Origin of the sequence: Nocardia sp. FBN12, from assembly GCF_050320175.1 — a bacterium.
Classification (GTDB): Bacteria; Actinomycetota; Actinomycetes; order Mycobacteriales; family Mycobacteriaceae; genus Nocardia.
Genome location: NZ_CP190048.1, coordinates 905,508 through 922,291, shown reverse-complemented (window position 1 = coordinate 922,291; position 16,784 = coordinate 905,508). Strand labels below are relative to the sequence as shown.

Below are 16,784 nucleotides of genomic sequence, written 5' to 3'. Positions count from 1 at the left end.
GGGGCGAGTGTTCGACCATGTCTCTACTCACCCGACCTGTGACAGATATTCGCTGTAGAACAGGCCGAGGCCCACTGCGGCGGAGATGCCCGCCAAAATCCAGAACCGGATGATCACCGTGGTTTCGGCCCACTTACTCAACTCGAAGTGATGGTGGAACGGCGCCATCTTGAACAACCGATTGCGCGTGGTGCGGTACACCGCCACCTGCAGCATCACCGAGGCCGCCTCGGCGACGAACAGCGCGCCGATCACGGCCATCAGTAGCTCGGTGCGGGTGGTGATCGACAGACCGGCGATCAGGCCGCCCAGTGCCAGCGAACCGGTGTCGCCCATGAAGATTCGCGCGGGCGCGGCGTTCCACCACAGGAATCCGATACAGGCGGCGGCGGCCGCGGCACAGACGAGGGCCAGATCCAGCGGATCGCGCACGTTGTAGCACCCGGCTTCGGGGCTGGTGGAGCACGAATTGCGGTACTGCCAGAAGGTGATGATCACATACGCGCCGAGCAGCAGGCTCATCGAACCGGCCGCGAGGCCGTCGAGGCCGTCGGTCAGGTTGACCGCGTTGGACCAGGCGATCACCAGGAACAGCACCCAGATCACGAAGATCAGCGCGCCCATCGACAGGGTGTTCCAGTCGCGCACGTAGGACAGGTGCTTGCTGGCGGGGGTGAGCCCGTCGGGGCTACGGAACTGCAGGGCCAGCACCGCGAAGATGACCGCGGCGGCGGTCTGGCCGATGTACTTGCCCGCGGCGGTCAGGCCGAGATTGCGCTGTTTGCGCAGCTTGATGAAGTCGTCGAGGAAGCCGACGATGCCGAGCGCGGTGGTGAGACCGAGCACGAGCAGACCCGACGCCGTCGGCCCTTCCGCGTCGTAGCCGATACCGATCAGGTGCGAGCCGAGGTAGCCCGCCCACATGCCGATCAGAATCGCGACGCCACCCATGGTGGGGGTGCCGCGCTTGGCCTGGTGACTGGCCGGGCCGTCGACCCGGATCTCCTGACCGAAGCCCTGTCTGGCGAATACCCGAACCAACAACGGCGTCAACAGGATCGACACCGCCAGTGCGATTCCCGCCGCGAACAGAATTTGCCTCATCGAGCTGTATTACCTTCCGCTGCCCCGGTCAGGTGCTCGGCGACGGCCCACAGGCCCACCGCCTTCGACGCCTTGACCAGTACCACATCGCCTGCGGCGATCTCGTCGTCGAGCAGCGCGATCGCCGCGTCGATATCGGGAACGAGGATCGATTCCTCGCCCCATGAGCCTTCCATCACCGCTCCCTGGTGCATGCCGTGGGAGGGTCGTCCGGTGCCGACCACGATCAGCCGATCGACGTCGAGGCGCACGGCCAGTCGTCCGATCGCGTCGTGTTCGATCACCGAGGTGTCGCCGAGTTCGCCCATCTCACCGAGCACGGCCCAGCTGCGCCGGGGTTCCGGGCTCGACTTCGCGAGGGTGACCAGCGCTTTGAGCGCGGCCCGCACGGAGTCGGGGTTGGCGTTGTAGGAGTCGTTGATGACGGTGACGCCCGCAGGGGTGGTCGTCACGTCCATCCGGCGGACCGAGGCCGCGGTGGCACCGGACAGGGCTTGGGCGACGGTTGCCAGGTCAGCACCGCATTCGAGGGCGACGGCGGCGGCGGACAGCGCGTTGCCGACCTGGTGTTCGCCGTGGACCGCGAGCCGCACCGGGATCGATTCGGCGCCGACGTGCAGGATGAAGTGGGCGCGGGCCTGGTCGTCGGTGGTCACGTCGGTGGCGCGGATGTCGGCGTCGCCGGACAGGCCCACCTTCACCACGCGTGCCTTCGTTCGCGAAGCCATGGCCGAGACATTCGGGTCGTCGGCGTTGAGGACGGCCAGTCCCTCGGCGGGCAGTGCTTCGACCAGCTCGCCCTTGGCTTGCGCGATCGCTTCGCGGCTGCCGAATTCACCGAGGTGGGCGGTGCCGACATTGAGTACGACGCCGATCCGGGGCGGGGCGATGCGGGCCAGCTCCGCGATGTGTCCGCGACCGCGCGCGGAGAGTTCAAGGGCGAGGAACTTGGTGTCGGTGCCCGCGCGCAGTGCGGTCCACGGGTGGCCGAGTTCGTTGTTGAACGAGCCGGGCGGCGCGACCACCGCACCGAGCGGCGCGAGTACCGCGGCGAGGAGATCCTTGGTCGAGGTCTTGCCGGAGGAACCGGTGACGCCGACGACGGTGAGTCCGGTGCGCTCGGCGAGCCGCTCGGTGCTCACGCGCGCCAGCTCGGCCAGCGCGGCGAGTACCGCGGCACCGGAACCGTCCGCGTCGGAGCTCAGCGCGACCGAGGTCGCGGGCACCGAACCGAGGTCGGGTGCGACGACGATCGCGGGCACGCCGACCGGGCGAGCCGCGAGCACCGCGACCGCTCCGGCGGCCACCGCCTTGGCGGCGTAGTCGTGTCCATCGGAGTTGACGCCGGGTAGGGCGAGGAACAGATCGCCGGAACCGATTCGGCGCGAATCGAATTCGACCGAACCGGTCACCAGTGCCTGGGGGTCGGGTACGTCGTGGAGCTCGCCGCCGACAACGTCCGCGATCTCCCGCAGTGTCATCTCGATCATGAAACCGTCAAGTCCTCCGAGTCCGTGTGCGGACGATGTGGTGTCCGCAGGGCATCCAGCGCCACCGCGACTACCTCGCGGTCGTCGAAGGGATGCTTGACGCCCTTGATTTCCTGCCCCGCCTCGTGGCCCTTGCCCGCGACGAGTACCACGTCACCGGACCTGGCCCAGGCGAGTGCGGTGGCGATGGCCGCCGCGCGGTCACCGATCTCGCGGATCTCGCCGCGGTCGGTGGCCGGGAGTTCGCCGGCACCGGCGATCACGGCGGACCTGATGGCCGCCGGGTCCTCGGTGCGTGGGTTGTCGTCGGTGACGATCAGCAGGTCGGCGCGGGCCGCCGCGGCGCCCATGAGCGGGCGTTTGGCCGCGTCACGGTCGCCACCGGCGCCGAGCACGACCGCCAGCCTGCCCACACCCGCTTCGGTGAGGTGGCCGCGCAGGGTGGTCACGACGGATTCGATGGCGGCGGGCTTGTGCGCGTAGTCGACGACGGCGAGGAAGTCCTGGCCGCGCTCGACGCGCTGCATCCGGCCCGGCACGTCGACGACGGCAAGCGCGGGCGCGGCGACTGCCGGATCGACGCCGGCCGCTGCGCAGGTGGCGACGGCCAAGAGGGCGTTGGCGACGTTGTAGCGGCCGGGCAGACGCAAGCGCACCGTCAGTTCGCCATCGGGTCCGGCGGCGGTGAATTCCTGTTCGCCACCGGCGGTCTTGATGTCGCCGCTGACCTGCCAGGTCCCCGCGCCGGTGGTCGACACGGTGACCGGCTCGGCCAGGTCACCGGCCAGGCGGGTGCCCCATTCGTCGTCGACGCAGATCACCGCGGTGCGCGCGGCGATCGGCGAATCCGCGTCGAACAGCCGACGTTTCGCGGCGAAGTAGTCCTCGAAATCCTTGTGGAAGTCGAGATGGTCCTGGGACAGGTTCGTGAACGCGCCGACCGCGAACCGCACACCGTCGACCCGGCCCAGCGCGAGCGCGTGGCTCGACACCTCCATCACGACCGCGTCGACGCCCTGCTCGACCATCGCGGCGAACATCGCGTGCAGTTGCGGCGCCTCGGGGGTGGTGAGCGCGCTCGGCACCCGCTGCCCGCCGATCCGCGTCTCGATGGTGCCGATCAGCCCGGTGGACAGTCCGGCCGCGACCAGCCCGGCTTCCACCAGGTACGAGGTGGTGGTCTTGCCTGAGGTGCCGGTGATGCCGATGATGCGCAGTCGATCGCTGGGGTGTCCGTAGATCGCGGCCGAGAGTTCGCCGAGGACCGCGCGTGGCTGCTCGCGCACCAGCACGGGCACCGCCACGTCACCGATCAGCTCGGCGCCCGCGGCATCGGTGAACACGGCGACCGCGCCGTTCGCGATCGCGTCGGCGGCGAATCGGGCGCCGTGCGAGTTCGCGCCGGGCAGCCCGGCGAACAGGTCACCGGGGCGCACCGCGTTGGAGCGCTGCTCGATGCCGGTGACCGTCACCCCGATGGATGCCGTCGTGGCGCCGACGAGGTCCGCTACGGCCTGCAGCGACGTCGACAACGGAGTGGTTGGCCGGAGCGCGTGCGGGCTGGACTGCGCGGGCACAAGGCTCCTCTCTGAGAGTGATCGAGCGCGTAGGCGAGACGAGCAGTCAGGTTACCGACGCGCGGTGTCGGACGGACAACGTGGGTTGAGTTATTCGGTGGTTCGCGGCCCGCCCGCCGCTGGACTGAGTGGAGGGTGCGACGAAGGAGTAGCCGGAGGGAGGGAACAGGGCCGAGAACCAGCGGCGCCAGCCGCTTATGATGTTGCCTCGAGCACCAACCGCTTGGCCTCCGGTGACGGTGGCACTCGGTCACGCTGCAGCGCCCAGGAGGCGATGCTGTGGAACAGCGGGGCGGCGGACCCGCCGCCGGTGCCGTCGGAGCTGCGGACGGGGGCGTCGAGCATCATGCCGATCACGTAGCGGGGGTTGTCGGCGGGTGCCATCCCGGCGAAGGTGCTGTAGAACGACGAGGTCGAATAGCACCGGCACGCGGGGTCAACCTTCTGCGCGGTGCCGGTCTTGCCCGCCACCTGGTATCCCTCGATCGAGGCGGGCGCGCCGGTGCCCATCTGGACACCCATCGGGTCCTTCTGGACGGTCGCCTGGAACAGCTCGCGCAGGGTGTGCGCGGTCTGCGGGCTGACCACGCGCACGCCGTCGGGCTGCAGTTCCTCGGTGCGGTTGCCGTCGGGGGCGATCTTGGCCTTGACGATGCGCGGCGGGATCCGCAGGCCGTCGTTGGCGATGGCCTGGTACATGGCGGTCATCTGCAGCGTGGTCATCGAAAGGCCCTGGCCGATAGGCAGATTCGCGAAGGAACCACCCGACCACTGATCGCGGGCGGGTACCTGGCCGCCACTCTCGCCGGGCAGGCCGACGCCGGTGCGCTGACCGAGCCCGAACCGATCGAGCATGTCGGCGAACCGGTCCTCGCCCACCCGCTGGGCGAGCATGAGAGTGCCGACGTTGGAGGACTTTCCGAAGATGCCGGTGGTGGTGTAGGGCGCGACGTCGTGCTGCCAGGCGTCGTTGACGGTGACGCCCGACATCCGGATCGAGCCGGGCACCTGCAGCACCTCGTCGGGGGTGGTCACGCCGTATTCGATGGCGGCCGCCGCGGTGACGATCTTGTTGACCGAACCGGGCTCGAAGGGGTCGGCCACCGAGGGGTTGTTCATCTTGCCCGAGGCCCAATGATTCGGGCCGAGCGCGGGATTGAACGTGCCGTCGTTGGCCATCGCCAGCACCTGGCCGGTCTTGGCGTCGAGCACCACCGCCGAGGCCGAGGAGGCGCCGGACACCTGCTTGGCCTGTTGCACCTGCTGCTGCACGTAGTACTGCAGGTCCGCGTCGAGCGTCAGCTCGACGCCGTAGCCGTTCACCGCGGGCTGCAGGTCGCGGTAGCTGCCGGGGATCACCGCGCCGTCGGAACCCTGGTCGTAGGTGCGCGAACCGTCGGTACCCGACAGCACCGAATCCAGTGCCGATTCCAGACCCATCTGGCCGTGCCGGTCGCCACCGATCGCGCCGATGACATTCGCCGCGAGCGAGCCACCGGGGTACTCGCGCAGGTCCTGCCGTTCGACACCGACCTCCGGGAACTTCTCCTTGATCTCGGCGGCCACCCGCGGATCGACGTTCTTGGCCAGATAGTGGAACTTCTTGTCGCTCTTCAGCTTGTCGAGGAGTTCCTGCTCGGTGGGCGCGCCGAGCTTGTCGTGGATGAACTTCGCGATGTCGGTGAGCCGCTGCTCCGGATCCGGTGCGCTCGGCTTGAGCTTCTTGGCTTCGACCAGTTTCTCGCGCTCCGTCACCGGCTGGAAGGTCAGGGCTTTCACGGTGAGCGTGAAAGCGAGCTGATTGCCGTGCCGGTCGGTGATGGGGCCGCGCACGGCCGCCTCGGTCGCCTTGATGGTGCGCTGCGAGGCCGCCTGCGCCGACAGCGCGGGTGCGGCGAAACTCTGAATGTAGAGCAGCTGCAACGCGACAACGGCCAACGTCGCCAGCAGGGTGACCCGGCCGACACCGAGGCGAAGGCGGATCGGCCGGTCCGGCGAGAGCGAGCCGGCGCGGGCCCTCGACGAGACCGGCCCGCGTCGCTGTTGCGACGCGGGCCCACTCCGCTTCATCGGGGAGCGTCCGGCGATTCGACGACCTGTGGCTGTTCGCTCGGCGGTCCGGCCGCGGGGGCTCGTAGGCCGGTGGTCGGGGCCGCGCCCGCGGGTAACGGCGCACCGGCCGGGTCGGCCACGACACCCGGTGCGGGCGGCGGCGTGTCGGCCGAGGCGAGAGGTTCACCCTGACCTGCGACGTCGACTCGATCGGGCACCGTCGCCGGGGCGAGCGGAGCACCGCCGTCCGTCGGCGCGAGGACCTCGCCGTTGCCCGCCGCGGGCGCCTGGACCGGAGCCTGGCCGTTCGCGGGGTCGGGGACAGTGGCTTCGACCGGGGCGAGCGGAGCCGGCGCCGGCGCGGCCGCGGGCTGCGGCGACACCGCCGGAGCCTGCGGTGTATTCGCGGCCGGGGCGGCCGGTGACGCGAGCACGTTCGCCGGAACACTGGTGGGCGCGGCAGGACTGGCCGTGGCCGCGCCCGGCTGGACCGGCACCACCCGCTCCCCCTGCGCCTGGGCGTGCCCGGGCGCAGGGCTGTTCGGCGTGGTGGTCGGCGGGCCGTTCAGCGGCGGCACCGGCGCACCCTGGGCGGGCGTCGGGTTACCGATCACGCTCACCTCGCCGTCGGCGCCGATCACCAGCCGGGCCGGATCCTTCGCGGGGATCATGCCGAGTTCGCGTGCGCGGGCGGCCAATTCGGGGGCCGAGTCAGCGGCGGCGACCTCGCGCTGCAGCGCGGCCCGCTCGTCGTCGAGCTTGCGGTTGACCGCCCTGGCGTCACCGAGCTGGTAGCTGTCCTCGGCGGCGCGGGTGGTGAGCAACAGGGTGAGGGCGAGGCCGCAGCCGAGCAAACCGATGATCGCGGTGACGAACGGGATCCGCCCCGCCATCGTCGATGCCTGTTCGGGCAGCTCGATGCCGTCGAGCAACTGCTCCCTGGTGCGCTTGCGGGCGTAGGCCCGCTGTGCCGCACCGGACTTCACTCGTTCGGCCGCCTCCACGCGCCGAGCGGTCTTGCTCGGCACCGCGATTGTGCTCGTCCGCACGCTCATCGTTTCCCCTCCTGTGTCCTCCCTGACCTCTCCGCGATTCGTTCGGCCGCGCGCATCCGCACCGGCGCGGATCGCGGATTGACCTCGATCTCGGCTTCGGTCGCTTTTTCCGCGCCACGGGTGAGCATCGTGAATTCCGGTCCCATGCCGGGCAGTTCGACCGGCAGGTCCATCGGGGACCGGGACACGATCCGTGGCGCGAGTTCGTGTTTGACCAGCCGATCTTCGAGCGACTGATACGACATGACGCAGATCCGTCCGCCCACCCGCAGTGCATCCAGTGCCGCGGGCAGTGCCGCCCGCAGCGAGTCGAGCTCACCGTTGACCTCCACCCGCAGCGCCTGGAACGAGCGCTTGGCCGGATGTCCGCCGGTGCGGCGCGCCGCGGCCGGAATGCTCGCGTAGAGCACCTCGACGAGTTCGGCGCTGGTGCTGAACGGCTTGACCGCCCGCCTGCGCAGCACCTCCGAGGCGATCTTGCCCGCGAACCGTTCGTCGCCATAGGTTTTCAGCACCCGGGCCAGGTCGCCGTGGCTGTAGGTGTTGAGCACGTCGGCGGCGGTGATGCCGGTGGTCGGGTCCATCCGCATGTCCAGCGGTGCGTCGACGGAGTAGGCGAAGCCGCGTTCGGCCTCGTCGAGCTGCATCGACGACACCCCGAGGTCCATCAGGACGGCCGAGACGGAACCGGTTTCGTCGAGTCCCGCTTCGGCCAGTGCCGCGGGGATGCCGTCATAACGGGTGTGGACCAGCGTGATCCGGTCCGCGTAGGGCGCCAGACGCTCGCCTGCCATGCGCAACGCGGTGGTGTCGCGGTCGAGACCGACCAGGCGCGCTTGCGGGTAGGTGCGCAGGAAATGCTCTGCGTGACCGCCCAATCCGAGGGTCGCGTCGAGGTAGACGGCGCCCGGTTCGCTCAGCGCCGGGCCGAGCAGATCGTCGGCGCGCTCGAGCAGGACCGGCACATGACGGGGGTTCTCGGCGTCATGGTTCACCTCGACCTCCCGGGATACTGCCTCGCGTCGCAGACGGGTCGCCTTGCCACACAGTGCTTTTCGAATGAGTGCTTGTCGAACGAGTTGGTGCTGCGAATGCTTCGAGGTCTCTGACCGGGGCAAGGCACCTGGCGTCGGGGAAGTACGTCAGGGTCCACGCCCGGGCAGAGGCCTCGCAGCACTCGCGTGCTCCGGGTCAGAAGATTCCGCCCAGCGACTCGTCTCCGGCTTGCGCGTAGTCCTCCTCGTGTTCTTCGAGGTAGGTCTCCCACGCCTGCTTATCCCATATTTCGAGGAAGTCGACCGAACCGATCACCACGCAATCCCGCGAGAGGTTCGCATAGCGCCGATGGTCCGGCGACAGCGTGATCCGGCCCTGTGCGTCCGGACGTTGCTCGTCGGTGCCCGCCGCCAGCGCTCGAACGAAAGCCCTTGCCTGCGGATTACTTCGGGACGCCGACGCCGCTCGCCGCGCGAGCGCGGTGAACTCGTCTTTGGGATACACGGCAAGGCTGTGGTCTTGGCCCTTCGTGACCATCAACCCTCCCGCCAGATCGTCTCGAAACTTCGCAGGCAACGTCAGCCGCCCTTTGTCGTCCAATCGGGGGGTGTAGGTACCGAGGAACATCCCGGCCACCTCCCTACTGGATTCACCTCGCCGTACGGCCTCTCCTGTAGTGCGCGACCCACATTACCCCACTTTCCCCCACTTTCAATCGAAACCCTGAGTGATCCTGCTCCCCGCCAACACAATTCCGCAGGTCATTCCAGCTATCACTGAGATTCGCGGTTATCCCGTGTTCGGGCGACCCGCGCGGGTCGGCAACCCCTCGTTCCGACAACGTTCAGCAAACATCGCAGGTGCGACCCAGCCCGCGCGAGCTGGTGGGGGAAGCGTGGGGCGCGGTGGGGAAGGTGGGGGAACCGCCCTGCCCGTTGGCCATCAGGGCGGCGGGCGCACAGACGCACGAAGGCGGCGCCACACCCGGTGGTGGGTGTGGCGCCGCCTTCGTACCAGCTAGGTCTGAGCTATTCCTGCTCGAACCTTCGCCGGAATCGGTCTTCCATTCGCTCGGAGAAGCCGCCGGACTTGCGCTGGCGACCGCCGCGGGCCGTGGGTCCGCTCGACGGGCCGCTGCCCGCAGCGGGAGGCTCGGTCGCGTCCGGTCGGGCGGCGTGACGCGAGTTGCCGATCATCAGCAGGACACCAGCGCCGAACATGGCGATGAATCCGACGAGACTGATGATCGGGAAACCGCCCGGCTTGAACGGGGCGGCGATGCCGGCGACGAGCAGAAAAAGGCCGACGGCGAACAACGCCGCAGCTTGGAGTCTGCGTCGACTCGACGTGGAGCGAAGACGTCCGCCGCGGACGGACGAGGCGAACTTCGGATCCTCAGCATAGAGAGCGCTCTCGATCTGTTCGAGCATGCGCTGCTCGTGCTCGGAGAGTGGCACGGTACCTCCCCCGGCACTAGGCGTGGCTGGTCGCCTCCGGGTAGGCGACGGGTAGCCGACCTTGGCGGCTATCTGCTCCCCATGATACGAGTTCGATCGGTGGCGTACCACCTACTCGGTCATAACTAAGCGGTCATGTCGCGGCCACGACTCGGCTGCGGGCGGCTCTTAGCCGCGGCTACCAGCGCATCGTCGACGTCGTAGAGGAATGCGCCCACCCGTGAGCAGAACTCGTCGGCTTGTGTGTCGGTGATCGCACGGTCCAATCCGGCCTCCAGCGCGGCCCGTAATTGCGAGTGCGCCTCGAAGTAATCGGCCCACATCACGAACTCCGGGCTGGCGCGTCTCAGTAACACCCAGGCGCTGCGCGATCGCGCACGCGGCGCCTGGTCGGCACCGGTGAGTGCGATCATCGAACCCGCGCCACGCAGCGCGGCCAGGTACGCGGTACGGAACCGCTCCCCCGGTTCGTGCTCCCAGGCGGAATCAGTGAGTAGGGCATCGGCTTGACGTAGTAGTCCGCCGGCGCGCCCGTCGTGGCCCGCGTGCGCGCGACCATCGTTGTGACCAGCCATCTGCTGCCCCTTTCGCCCCTCGCACTGATCGAACTAACATTCGAACGTTTGAATTGAGATTGAATATAGGGACACCCACCGACAACTTTCCGCGTCCGCGCACCATCGACGAGAGCCATGACAGCCGTCAAGCCGAAACACACCCCCGCACCCGTCATCGTCGACCTCAGCGTCGCCGCCCTGCGCGCACGTCTGCACGACGCCCTGTCGGTGTACGTCGCCGCGATGGACTACCCCCGCGGCACCGAGCACCATCGCGCCCCGATGTGGACCGAGCACACCACCAGGACCGGCTGGCGGGCCGTCGCCGCGGTGCTGCCCGATGACACGGGTGGCGTCGACCTGCGCACCGCGCCGATCCTGGCGATCGCCTATGGCTACAGCGGCGCGCCTCGGCAGTGGTGGCATCAGCAGGTGCAGACCGGGATGCGCCGGTGCGGGTGGCCCGATGCCGCCGCCCGTGACCTGCTCGCCGACTATTTCGAACTCACCGAGCTGCACGTCCACCCGGCCGCGCAGGGGCGTGGGATCGGGGCGCGGTTGCTCGAGCGGCTGCTGGCCGACCGCGTCGAGGCGGCCGTGCTGCTCTCGACGCCGGAGGTGCCCGAAGAGGCGAACCGGGCCTGGAAGTTGTACCGGCGGGCCGGATTCACCGATGTGATCCGCAATTTCGTGTTCGCGGGCGATACCCGGCCGTTCGCCATCCTCGGGCGCAGGTTGCCGATGCCCCCCTCGAATCTATGACGACGGTGGTGGTCGGTTCCGGCCACAACGCGCTGGTCGCGGCCTGCTATCTGGCACGGGCCGGGCAGCGGGTACAGGTGCTCGAGCGCGACGAGGTCCCTGGCGGCGCGGTGTCGACGGTGGAGCGGTTCCCCGGCCATCTCGTCGATCGTGGATCTTCGGCGCACATCATGATCCGGCACACCGGGATCATCGAGGAGCTCGAGCTCGAGCGGTTCGGGTTGCGCTATCTCGACTGTGATCCGTGGGGGTTCACGCCCGCCGACGGTGAGCGCCCGCCGATCGTTTTCCGTCGTGATCTCGACGAGACGTGCGCATCGATCGCGGCGGCGTGTGGTGTCAAGGACGCTGACGCCTATCGCCGGTTCGTCGGGGTGTGGGGCGAGCGCAGCGCGCGGGTGATGCGGTCGTTCGGCGGGCCGGCGACGCCGGGCAGGCTCGTCCGTTCGTTCTGGGGGCTGGACGCGCGGGCCGGTGGCTCGGCGTTGTCGCGGGAGTTCTTGCAGTCCGGTGACGCGCTGCTGGACTTCTGGTTCGACGATGAGCGGCTCAAGGCGTCGCTGGCGTGGTTCGGCGCGCAGTCGGGTCCGCCGATGTCGGAACCGGGGACCGCGCCGATGGCGGGGTTCGCCGCGCTCATGCACGCGCTGCCGCCCGGACGTGCGGTGGGTGGAAGTGGGGCGCTCAGTGCCGCGTTGATCGCGCGTCTGCGCGCCGACGGTGGCGAGTTGCACACCGGCGACGCCGTCACCTCGCTGCGCCGAGTCGGCAGCGGGTGGCAGGTGTCGACCGAATCGGGCCGGACCCTGCACGCCGACACCGTGATCGCGGGCTCCCACATCCTGTCGACGCTCGATCTGCTGCGCGCGGGCGATTTCGACCCCGCGGTCCTCGACGACTGGCAGCGGCGCATCCGGGTCGGCCCCGGCATCGGCATGGTGGTGCGCCTGGCCACCGACCGGCTACCCGAATACCCCGGTTCCTCACCCGCCGAATCCGCCCGCGGTCTGCAGTTTCTCGTCTCGGACCGCCGCCAGCTTCGGCTGGCCCACGGCGCCGCCATGGCCGGTTCACTGCCGCCACGTCCGGTGGTGCTGGCGATGAGTTTCAGCGCGCTCGACCCGTCCATCGCACCCGCTGGCGAACATCAGCTATCGCTGTGGGCGCAGTGGCATCCGTACGAACTGGCCGACGGCAGCGACTGGGCGGCACACGCCGAGCGCGAGGCGGATCGGATCGTCGCCGAAGTCGACCGGTACGCACCAGGTTTCGCCTCGACGGTGCGTCAGCGGTTCGTACAGACACCGGTCGATCTCGAGCGGGAGATGGGTCTGCGCGGCGGCAATGTCATGCACGTGGAGATGTCGCTCGATCAGATGATGCTGTGGCGTCCACTGCCCGAGTTGTCGGGCCAGCGAGTCCCCGGCGCTCCCGGCCTCTACCTGACCGGCGCATCCACCCACCCCGGCGGCGGTGTGTCCGGAGCCAGCGGCCGCAGCGCGGCCAGGTTGGTCCTCGGCGACGGCCGCAAGCGCCGGTTCACGCTGCCACGACAGCGATGAAGGCCGTTCACTCGCCGCGCAGCGCCCGGTCGATCGCTCGGCGGCGTCCGTGACCGGCCCGGACCTGGCCGGCGCGGTGCGCCGCAGTGTCGCCGCGACCCGCGGCTGGTTCGGCGTCGATCCACGCCGTGCGATTCCCGCCGTCACCGCGATGGCGCTGGTGCTCGTACAGATCACCTATCCGTTGAGTACAGGTGTGGCGCGCGACCGGATCACCGTCGCCGTGGTGGCCCTGTCGGCCGCGACTGCTGTGCTGCACGCTGCGACCACTCGCGGATTGCGGTGGGCCACCGGATTCTTCGTCATCGTGTCCGGTCTTGGGCTCCTCGCCGAAATCGTCGGCACCACGACCGGATTCCCGTTCGGCAGCTACGTCTACGCCGTCGATCGGCTCGGGCCCGCGTTCGCCGATGTTCCACTGGCGGTGCCCCTCGCCTGGACCGGTGGGCTGTACCCGATCTGGATCGTCGCGGGGATGCTCGCGTCCGGCAGACACCTGGCCCCCTCGACCGGGGTCTCGGCGGCGCCTGGTCCGAGCCGGGCCGAAGCCCCGAACACAGGCTCCACGGCGGTGCGCCACTCGCCGAAGCGCTCGCTCAGCGGTTCGAACACGCGGCGCGTGGGACTGTTCGTCGTCGGTGCGGTGGGCTGGGATCTGTTCCTCGATCCGCAGATGGTCGCCGATGGTCAGTGGACCTGGGCGGTCCGCGACGCCGGGCTGCCCGGCCTGCCCGAGATCCCGTATACGAACTATCTGGGTTGGGCACTCGTCGCCGTGATCATGGCGGTGATGCTCACCCTGCTCGATCGGCTCCTCCCGCCTGCGCGTGATCCGTCGGTGGCGGTCCCGGTCGCGGTGTTCGGGTGGACCTGGCTCGGGTCGGCTCTCGCGCACGCGGTGTTTCTCGGCCTCCCGGCGTCGGCCGTCTGGGGTTTCTGCGGTGTGGGCTTGCTCGGAATCCCCTTGTTTGTCCGTGCGCGGGCGCGGCAACGCGCGTTGTGAGGGGCCGAGCCCGCCGCGACACACCTCGAATCAGCGGGAAAAGGCCTGATCGGCGCGGCTGGGCGACGTCCGGTGGGCCCGTCGTGTGGGCTCTCGGGCTCGAGCCTGGCACGATGTCAACCGTGCAGCCGAGTACCGTCGCCGACATGCCCGCTTCCTCGCCGCGTCGTTCCGTGCCCGCGCGGCGCGTAGCGGCCGTCGCCGTCCTGTTGGCACTGCTCGTGCCCGCGCTGGCGGGGTGCCTGCGGGTACAGGTGTCGATGGGGGTGTCGTCGAACGACCGGGTGTCCGGCCGGATCGTCGCCGCGGTGGTGCCGACCGGGCCCGAAGACCGAGGTCCGCAGCTGAAGGCGCCGGAGCCGCTGGCGGCGAAGGTGCGGGTGGAGAACTACAACCAGGACGGGTACGTCGGCACGCAGGTGTTCTTCGACGATCTGTCGTTCGGCGAGGTCGGCCAGCTCGGTGGGCTGTCGGATCAGACGCAGGGCATGTTCACCCTCGACTTCCAGCGCAGTGGTGATCTGGTGAGTCTCACCGGCCGGGTCGATCTGGAATCGGTGCCGCCGCAGGGCTCGGACGTGCAGTTCTCCATCGCGTTCCCGGCTCGCGTGGCCAAGACCAATGGCACCCGCGAAACCTCCAACAGCGAGAACACCGTGTCGTGGAAGCTGCCCGCCGGCGAGGTGTCGACCCTGCGCGCCGAGGTGAAATACGCCGACCCCAACACCCGCTCGTTCGCGGGCTGGGCCGGCATCGTCGGCGGCATCACCCTCGCGGTGGCCGCGCTGATCGCCGGGCTGGCGTTCCGCGATCGCAACCCCGCCCCGCCGCACGCCCCCCGCGGCGGTTTCTCCCCCTCGGAGATGTGGCGCGAGATCTCCAGTCGCAGACTGGGCCGCTGACATGGGCGCGGCGGCCCGCTACCTGACCTGGGCGGGCACCGGCCTGGCCGCGCTCGGCGCGACCACCGCCGCCTATAACCTGCTCACCTTGCGCACCCTGCCACGTGGCGTCGCGGGCGTGATCGAGCCGGTCACGGTCTGTGTGCCCGCTCGCGACGAAGCCGAGCGCCTCCCCGCGCTGATCGCCGACCTTCGTGCCCAGACCGGCGTCCCCCGCCTGCACGTGTTGATCCTCGACGACGCCTCCACCGACGGCACCTACGACGCCGCACTGGCCGCGATCGCAGGCGACGAGCGCTTCACCGTGCTCCGCTCCGCCGCCCACCCCGCACCCGGCTGGACCGGTAAGGCCGCCGCGTGCGCCCGCCTGGCCGCCCGCACCGACGCGGCCGCCCTGGTCTTCGTCGACGCGGATGTGCGCCTGGCTCCCCAGGCGATCGCCGCGGCCGTGACCGAATTGCGCAGGCGCGAAGCGGGTTTGGTTTCCGCCTGGCCGGTGCAGGAAGCCGGTTCGGCCGCCGAACACCTGGTCCAGCCACTGCTCGCCTGGTCATGGGCCTCGACCCTGCCGGTCGGCCCCGCCAACCACAGCCTGCGCCCGTCCACCGCCGTCGCGTGCGGCCAGTTCCTGGCCGTCGACGCCGAGGCCTACCGTGCCGCCGGCGGCCACGCGGCCGTAGCCGCCAGTGCCACCGAGGATCTCGACCTGGCGCGCGCCGTCCGCCGAGCAGGCCACCGTACTGCCCTGATCACCGCGGGCCCGGCCGCGAGCACCAGAATGTACACCGGCACAACCGAACTCACCGACGGCTACACCCGCTGGCTCTGGTCCGCCTACGGCGGCCGCCGAGACACCGGCGCCGCCATCGCGATCCTCGCCACCCTCGCCTATTGGATCCCCCCACTGGCCGCCCTCTTCGGCCGCGGCCGCACCCGCCGCGCGGGCCTGCTCGGCTACCTCGCGGCCGTCACCAGCCGCCTCACCGCCCGCACCATCGAAACCCGCCGCCCCCCGGCACCGTCCGACCTCACCTCAGCTCTGGCCCACCCCCTGGCAGTAGCCCACTACCTGACCCTGTGGACCCGCTCCCACCACCGCCACCGCACCGGCCGCCTCCGCTGGAAACAACGCCCCCTGGTAACCCCCGAAGAATCGATCGCCCGCCACGCCTGAACGCCTCGCCGCCCACTCAGTCCACTTCGGTGATGCCGATCGTCGGAAAGAAGAAGCAGGAGCGGCCGCGTTGTCGGTGGTGCCGAAGACGGCGGCCAGCACGGTGCCGCGGCCGGTGTCCACGGGGACCGCGCGGACGCCACCGACGGGAATCGCGGCGAAGAGGAAGTCGCGGATCGCGGTTTCGGCGAGTGGACGCAGTTCGACAGGAACCCCGGGCGGAACCATCGCGCGCACGATGTCCGCGATCGGCCCCATCGACGCCATACCGCCCCGCCCGGTACTGATATTGAGCCAGGCCACCTGCATACCCGAGGTTTTCGTCGCGGCGGTGTCGGGAGCCAGACCGTAGGGCAGGAAGGTGAACAGGGTCTGGCCCGATTTCACGGCGGACAGGTCAAGACCGGGGATCGGGAGCGTGTTCGCCGGCCACGGGCCCGGCACCGCGCCCGCGACCGCTGGGACCAGGCCCGCACCGTCGCCGGTGCAGTTCGCGGCCACCGTGGGGTAGAGGAACGGCTGGATACCCATCGCTTTCAGCGTCTCGACGACAGTTTGATAGGCGCCGAGTAGATCACCGGCACCCGCGGCGGGCGTGGAGTTCGGTGCGTCCCGGGTGACGGCGGGCGTCACCGGGGCGGCCGGTTCCGCGACGGCCGGGGACACGGCCAGCACCAGCGCGGCGGCGCAGGCCGTCAGCGAGGTCAGTGTGGTGGAACGGCGCGGCATGATCACGACGTACTCCTCATCGACGCAGAGAAGGCCGACGCTACCGCGCGCAGCGGGTGAATCCGGGCAGGTGAAGTAACCGGCCGTTCGGCGCGTCGCAATTCTGCGGCTAACCCCACCGCAGCTCAGTGACCTCGCCGAACCGGGGCAATTGTGCCCACATCCATACCCGGTTCCAAGCTCTGCGCTCACGCTGATTTCTACCGTTGCCGCCACGGCATCTGTGCCACATGCTGATTCAGCTCGGGACGCAACGCCGGAGCACAACCATCCAGAGCGACCGAGAGACCTGGCTCTACGACGTCGCAGCAACCCGCCCTGTTCGAGGGTGTGGGTGCTTCTGCCGGGTTCGATGGAGGAGATT

At 69.7% G+C, this 16,784-nt stretch carries 14 protein-coding genes and 1 riboswitch; of the genes, 5 read left to right on the top strand and 9 right to left on the bottom strand.

Annotation, left to right across the window (positions count from 1 at the left end):
* Positions 1–27: 27 nt before the first annotated feature.
* From mraY to ACQHI0_RS04620, 9 genes are all read right to left on the bottom strand, one after another.
* Complete coding sequence (mraY, locus tag ACQHI0_RS04660; protein ID WP_427906690.1) at positions 28–1,104, bottom strand: phospho-N-acetylmuramoyl-pentapeptide-transferase; 1,077 nt, start codon at positions 1,102–1,104, stop codon at positions 28–30.
* Positions 1,101–2,594 (bottom strand): UDP-N-acetylmuramoyl-tripeptide--D-alanyl-D-alanine ligase, encoded by a 1,494-nt coding sequence (locus ACQHI0_RS04655; protein ID WP_427906689.1) that lies wholly within the window; start codon positions 2,592–2,594, stop codon positions 1,101–1,103. Before ACQHI0_RS04655 ends, mraY begins: the two co-directional genes overlap by 4 nt.
* Positions 2,591–4,171 carry a UDP-N-acetylmuramoyl-L-alanyl-D-glutamate--2,6-diaminopimelate ligase gene (locus tag ACQHI0_RS04650; RefSeq protein WP_427906688.1) on the bottom strand — a complete coding sequence of 527 codons (1,581 nt, stop codon included), beginning with the start codon at positions 4,169–4,171 and terminating at the stop codon, positions 2,591–2,593. The genes ACQHI0_RS04655 and ACQHI0_RS04650 overlap by 4 nt, the downstream gene beginning before the upstream one ends.
* Before the next feature lie 195 nt (positions 4,172–4,366).
* On the bottom strand, positions 4,367–6,241 hold the full coding sequence (locus ACQHI0_RS04645; RefSeq protein ID WP_427906687.1) for a peptidoglycan D,D-transpeptidase FtsI family protein: 1,875 nt from the start codon (positions 6,239–6,241) through the stop codon (positions 4,367–4,369).
* On the bottom strand, positions 6,238–7,278 hold the full coding sequence (locus ACQHI0_RS04640) for a hypothetical protein (protein ID WP_427906686.1): 1,041 nt from the start codon (positions 7,276–7,278) through the stop codon (positions 6,238–6,240). The genes ACQHI0_RS04645 and ACQHI0_RS04640 overlap by 4 nt, the downstream gene beginning before the upstream one ends.
* Positions 7,275–8,273 (bottom strand): 16S rRNA (cytosine(1402)-N(4))-methyltransferase RsmH, encoded by a 999-nt coding sequence (gene rsmH / locus ACQHI0_RS04635; RefSeq protein WP_427906685.1) that lies wholly within the window; start codon positions 8,271–8,273, stop codon positions 7,275–7,277. The genes ACQHI0_RS04640 and rsmH overlap by 4 nt, the downstream gene beginning before the upstream one ends.
* 196 nt (positions 8,274–8,469) lie before the next feature.
* Positions 8,470–8,901 carry a division/cell wall cluster transcriptional repressor MraZ gene (gene mraZ, locus ACQHI0_RS04630; protein WP_056816815.1) on the bottom strand — a complete coding sequence of 144 codons (432 nt, stop codon included), beginning with the start codon at positions 8,899–8,901 and terminating at the stop codon, positions 8,470–8,472.
* Between the two features lie 401 nt (positions 8,902–9,302).
* The gene (locus tag ACQHI0_RS04625; protein ID WP_427906684.1) at positions 9,303–9,731 is read right to left on the bottom strand and encodes a DUF3040 domain-containing protein; all 429 of its coding nucleotides are present in this window, start codon (positions 9,729–9,731) and stop codon (positions 9,303–9,305) included.
* Between the two features lie 125 nt (positions 9,732–9,856).
* Positions 9,857–10,306 carry an SAV_6107 family HEPN domain-containing protein gene (locus ACQHI0_RS04620; protein ID WP_427906683.1) on the bottom strand — a complete coding sequence of 150 codons (450 nt, stop codon included), beginning with the start codon at positions 10,304–10,306 and terminating at the stop codon, positions 9,857–9,859.
* Positions 10,307–10,423: 117 nt separating this feature from the next.
* Between ACQHI0_RS04620 and ACQHI0_RS04615 the strand changes: the two genes are divergently transcribed.
* From ACQHI0_RS04615 to ACQHI0_RS04595, 5 genes are all read left to right on the top strand, one after another.
* A complete protein-coding gene (locus ACQHI0_RS04615; protein ID WP_427906682.1) occupies positions 10,424–11,050 on the top strand; it encodes a GNAT family N-acetyltransferase in 627 nt (208 codons plus the stop codon).
* Positions 11,047–12,612 (top strand): phytoene desaturase family protein, encoded by a 1,566-nt coding sequence (locus ACQHI0_RS04610; protein ID WP_427906681.1) that lies wholly within the window; start codon positions 11,047–11,049, stop codon positions 12,610–12,612. The genes ACQHI0_RS04615 and ACQHI0_RS04610 overlap by 4 nt, the downstream gene beginning before the upstream one ends.
* A 151-nt stretch (positions 12,613–12,763) precedes the next feature.
* Positions 12,764–13,615 carry a carotenoid biosynthesis protein gene (locus tag ACQHI0_RS04605; RefSeq protein ID WP_427909080.1) on the top strand — a complete coding sequence of 284 codons (852 nt, stop codon included), beginning with the start codon at positions 12,764–12,766 and terminating at the stop codon, positions 13,613–13,615.
* 113 nt (positions 13,616–13,728) lie between these two features.
* Positions 13,729–14,517 (top strand): LppM family (lipo)protein, encoded by a 789-nt coding sequence (locus ACQHI0_RS04600; RefSeq protein ID WP_427906680.1) that lies wholly within the window; start codon positions 13,729–13,731, stop codon positions 14,515–14,517.
* 1 nt (position 14,518) lies between these two features.
* Entirely contained in the window at positions 14,519–15,691 is a 1,173-nt protein-coding gene (locus tag ACQHI0_RS04595) for a glycosyltransferase (protein ID WP_427906679.1), read from the top strand.
* 993 nt (positions 15,692–16,684) lie between these two features.
* Positions 16,685–16,779, top strand: a riboswitch (SAM riboswitch).
* Positions 16,780–16,784 lie beyond the last annotated feature (5 nt).

Coding starts and splice junctions, on each gene's coding strand:
- ACQHI0_RS04655 (WP_427906689.1), bottom strand. CDS start 2,594: ATGATCGAGATGACACTGCGGGAGATCGCGGACGTTGTCGGCGGCGAG.
- ACQHI0_RS04600 (WP_427906680.1), top strand. CDS start 13,729: ATGTCAACCGTGCAGCCGAGTACCGTCGCCGACATGCCCGCTTCCTCG.
- ACQHI0_RS04595 (WP_427906679.1), top strand. CDS start 14,519: ATGGGCGCGGCGGCCCGCTACCTGACCTGGGCGGGCACCGGCCTGGCC.
- ACQHI0_RS04615 (WP_427906682.1), top strand. CDS start 10,424: ATGACAGCCGTCAAGCCGAAACACACCCCCGCACCCGTCATCGTCGAC.
- ACQHI0_RS04645 (WP_427906687.1), bottom strand. CDS start 6,241: ATGAAGCGGAGTGGGCCCGCGTCGCAACAGCGACGCGGGCCGGTCTCG.
- ACQHI0_RS04620 (WP_427906683.1), bottom strand. CDS start 10,306: ATGGCTGGTCACAACGATGGTCGCGCGCACGCGGGCCACGACGGGCGC.
- mraY (WP_427906690.1), bottom strand. CDS start 1,104: ATGAGGCAAATTCTGTTCGCGGCGGGAATCGCACTGGCGGTGTCGATC.
- ACQHI0_RS04610 (WP_427906681.1), top strand. CDS start 11,047: ATGACGACGGTGGTGGTCGGTTCCGGCCACAACGCGCTGGTCGCGGCC.
- mraZ (WP_056816815.1), bottom strand. CDS start 8,901: ATGTTCCTCGGTACCTACACCCCCCGATTGGACGACAAAGGGCGGCTG.
- ACQHI0_RS04605 (WP_427909080.1), top strand. CDS start 12,764: ATGGCGCTGGTGCTCGTACAGATCACCTATCCGTTGAGTACAGGTGTG.
- ACQHI0_RS04640 (WP_427906686.1), bottom strand. CDS start 7,278: ATGAGCGTGCGGACGAGCACAATCGCGGTGCCGAGCAAGACCGCTCGG.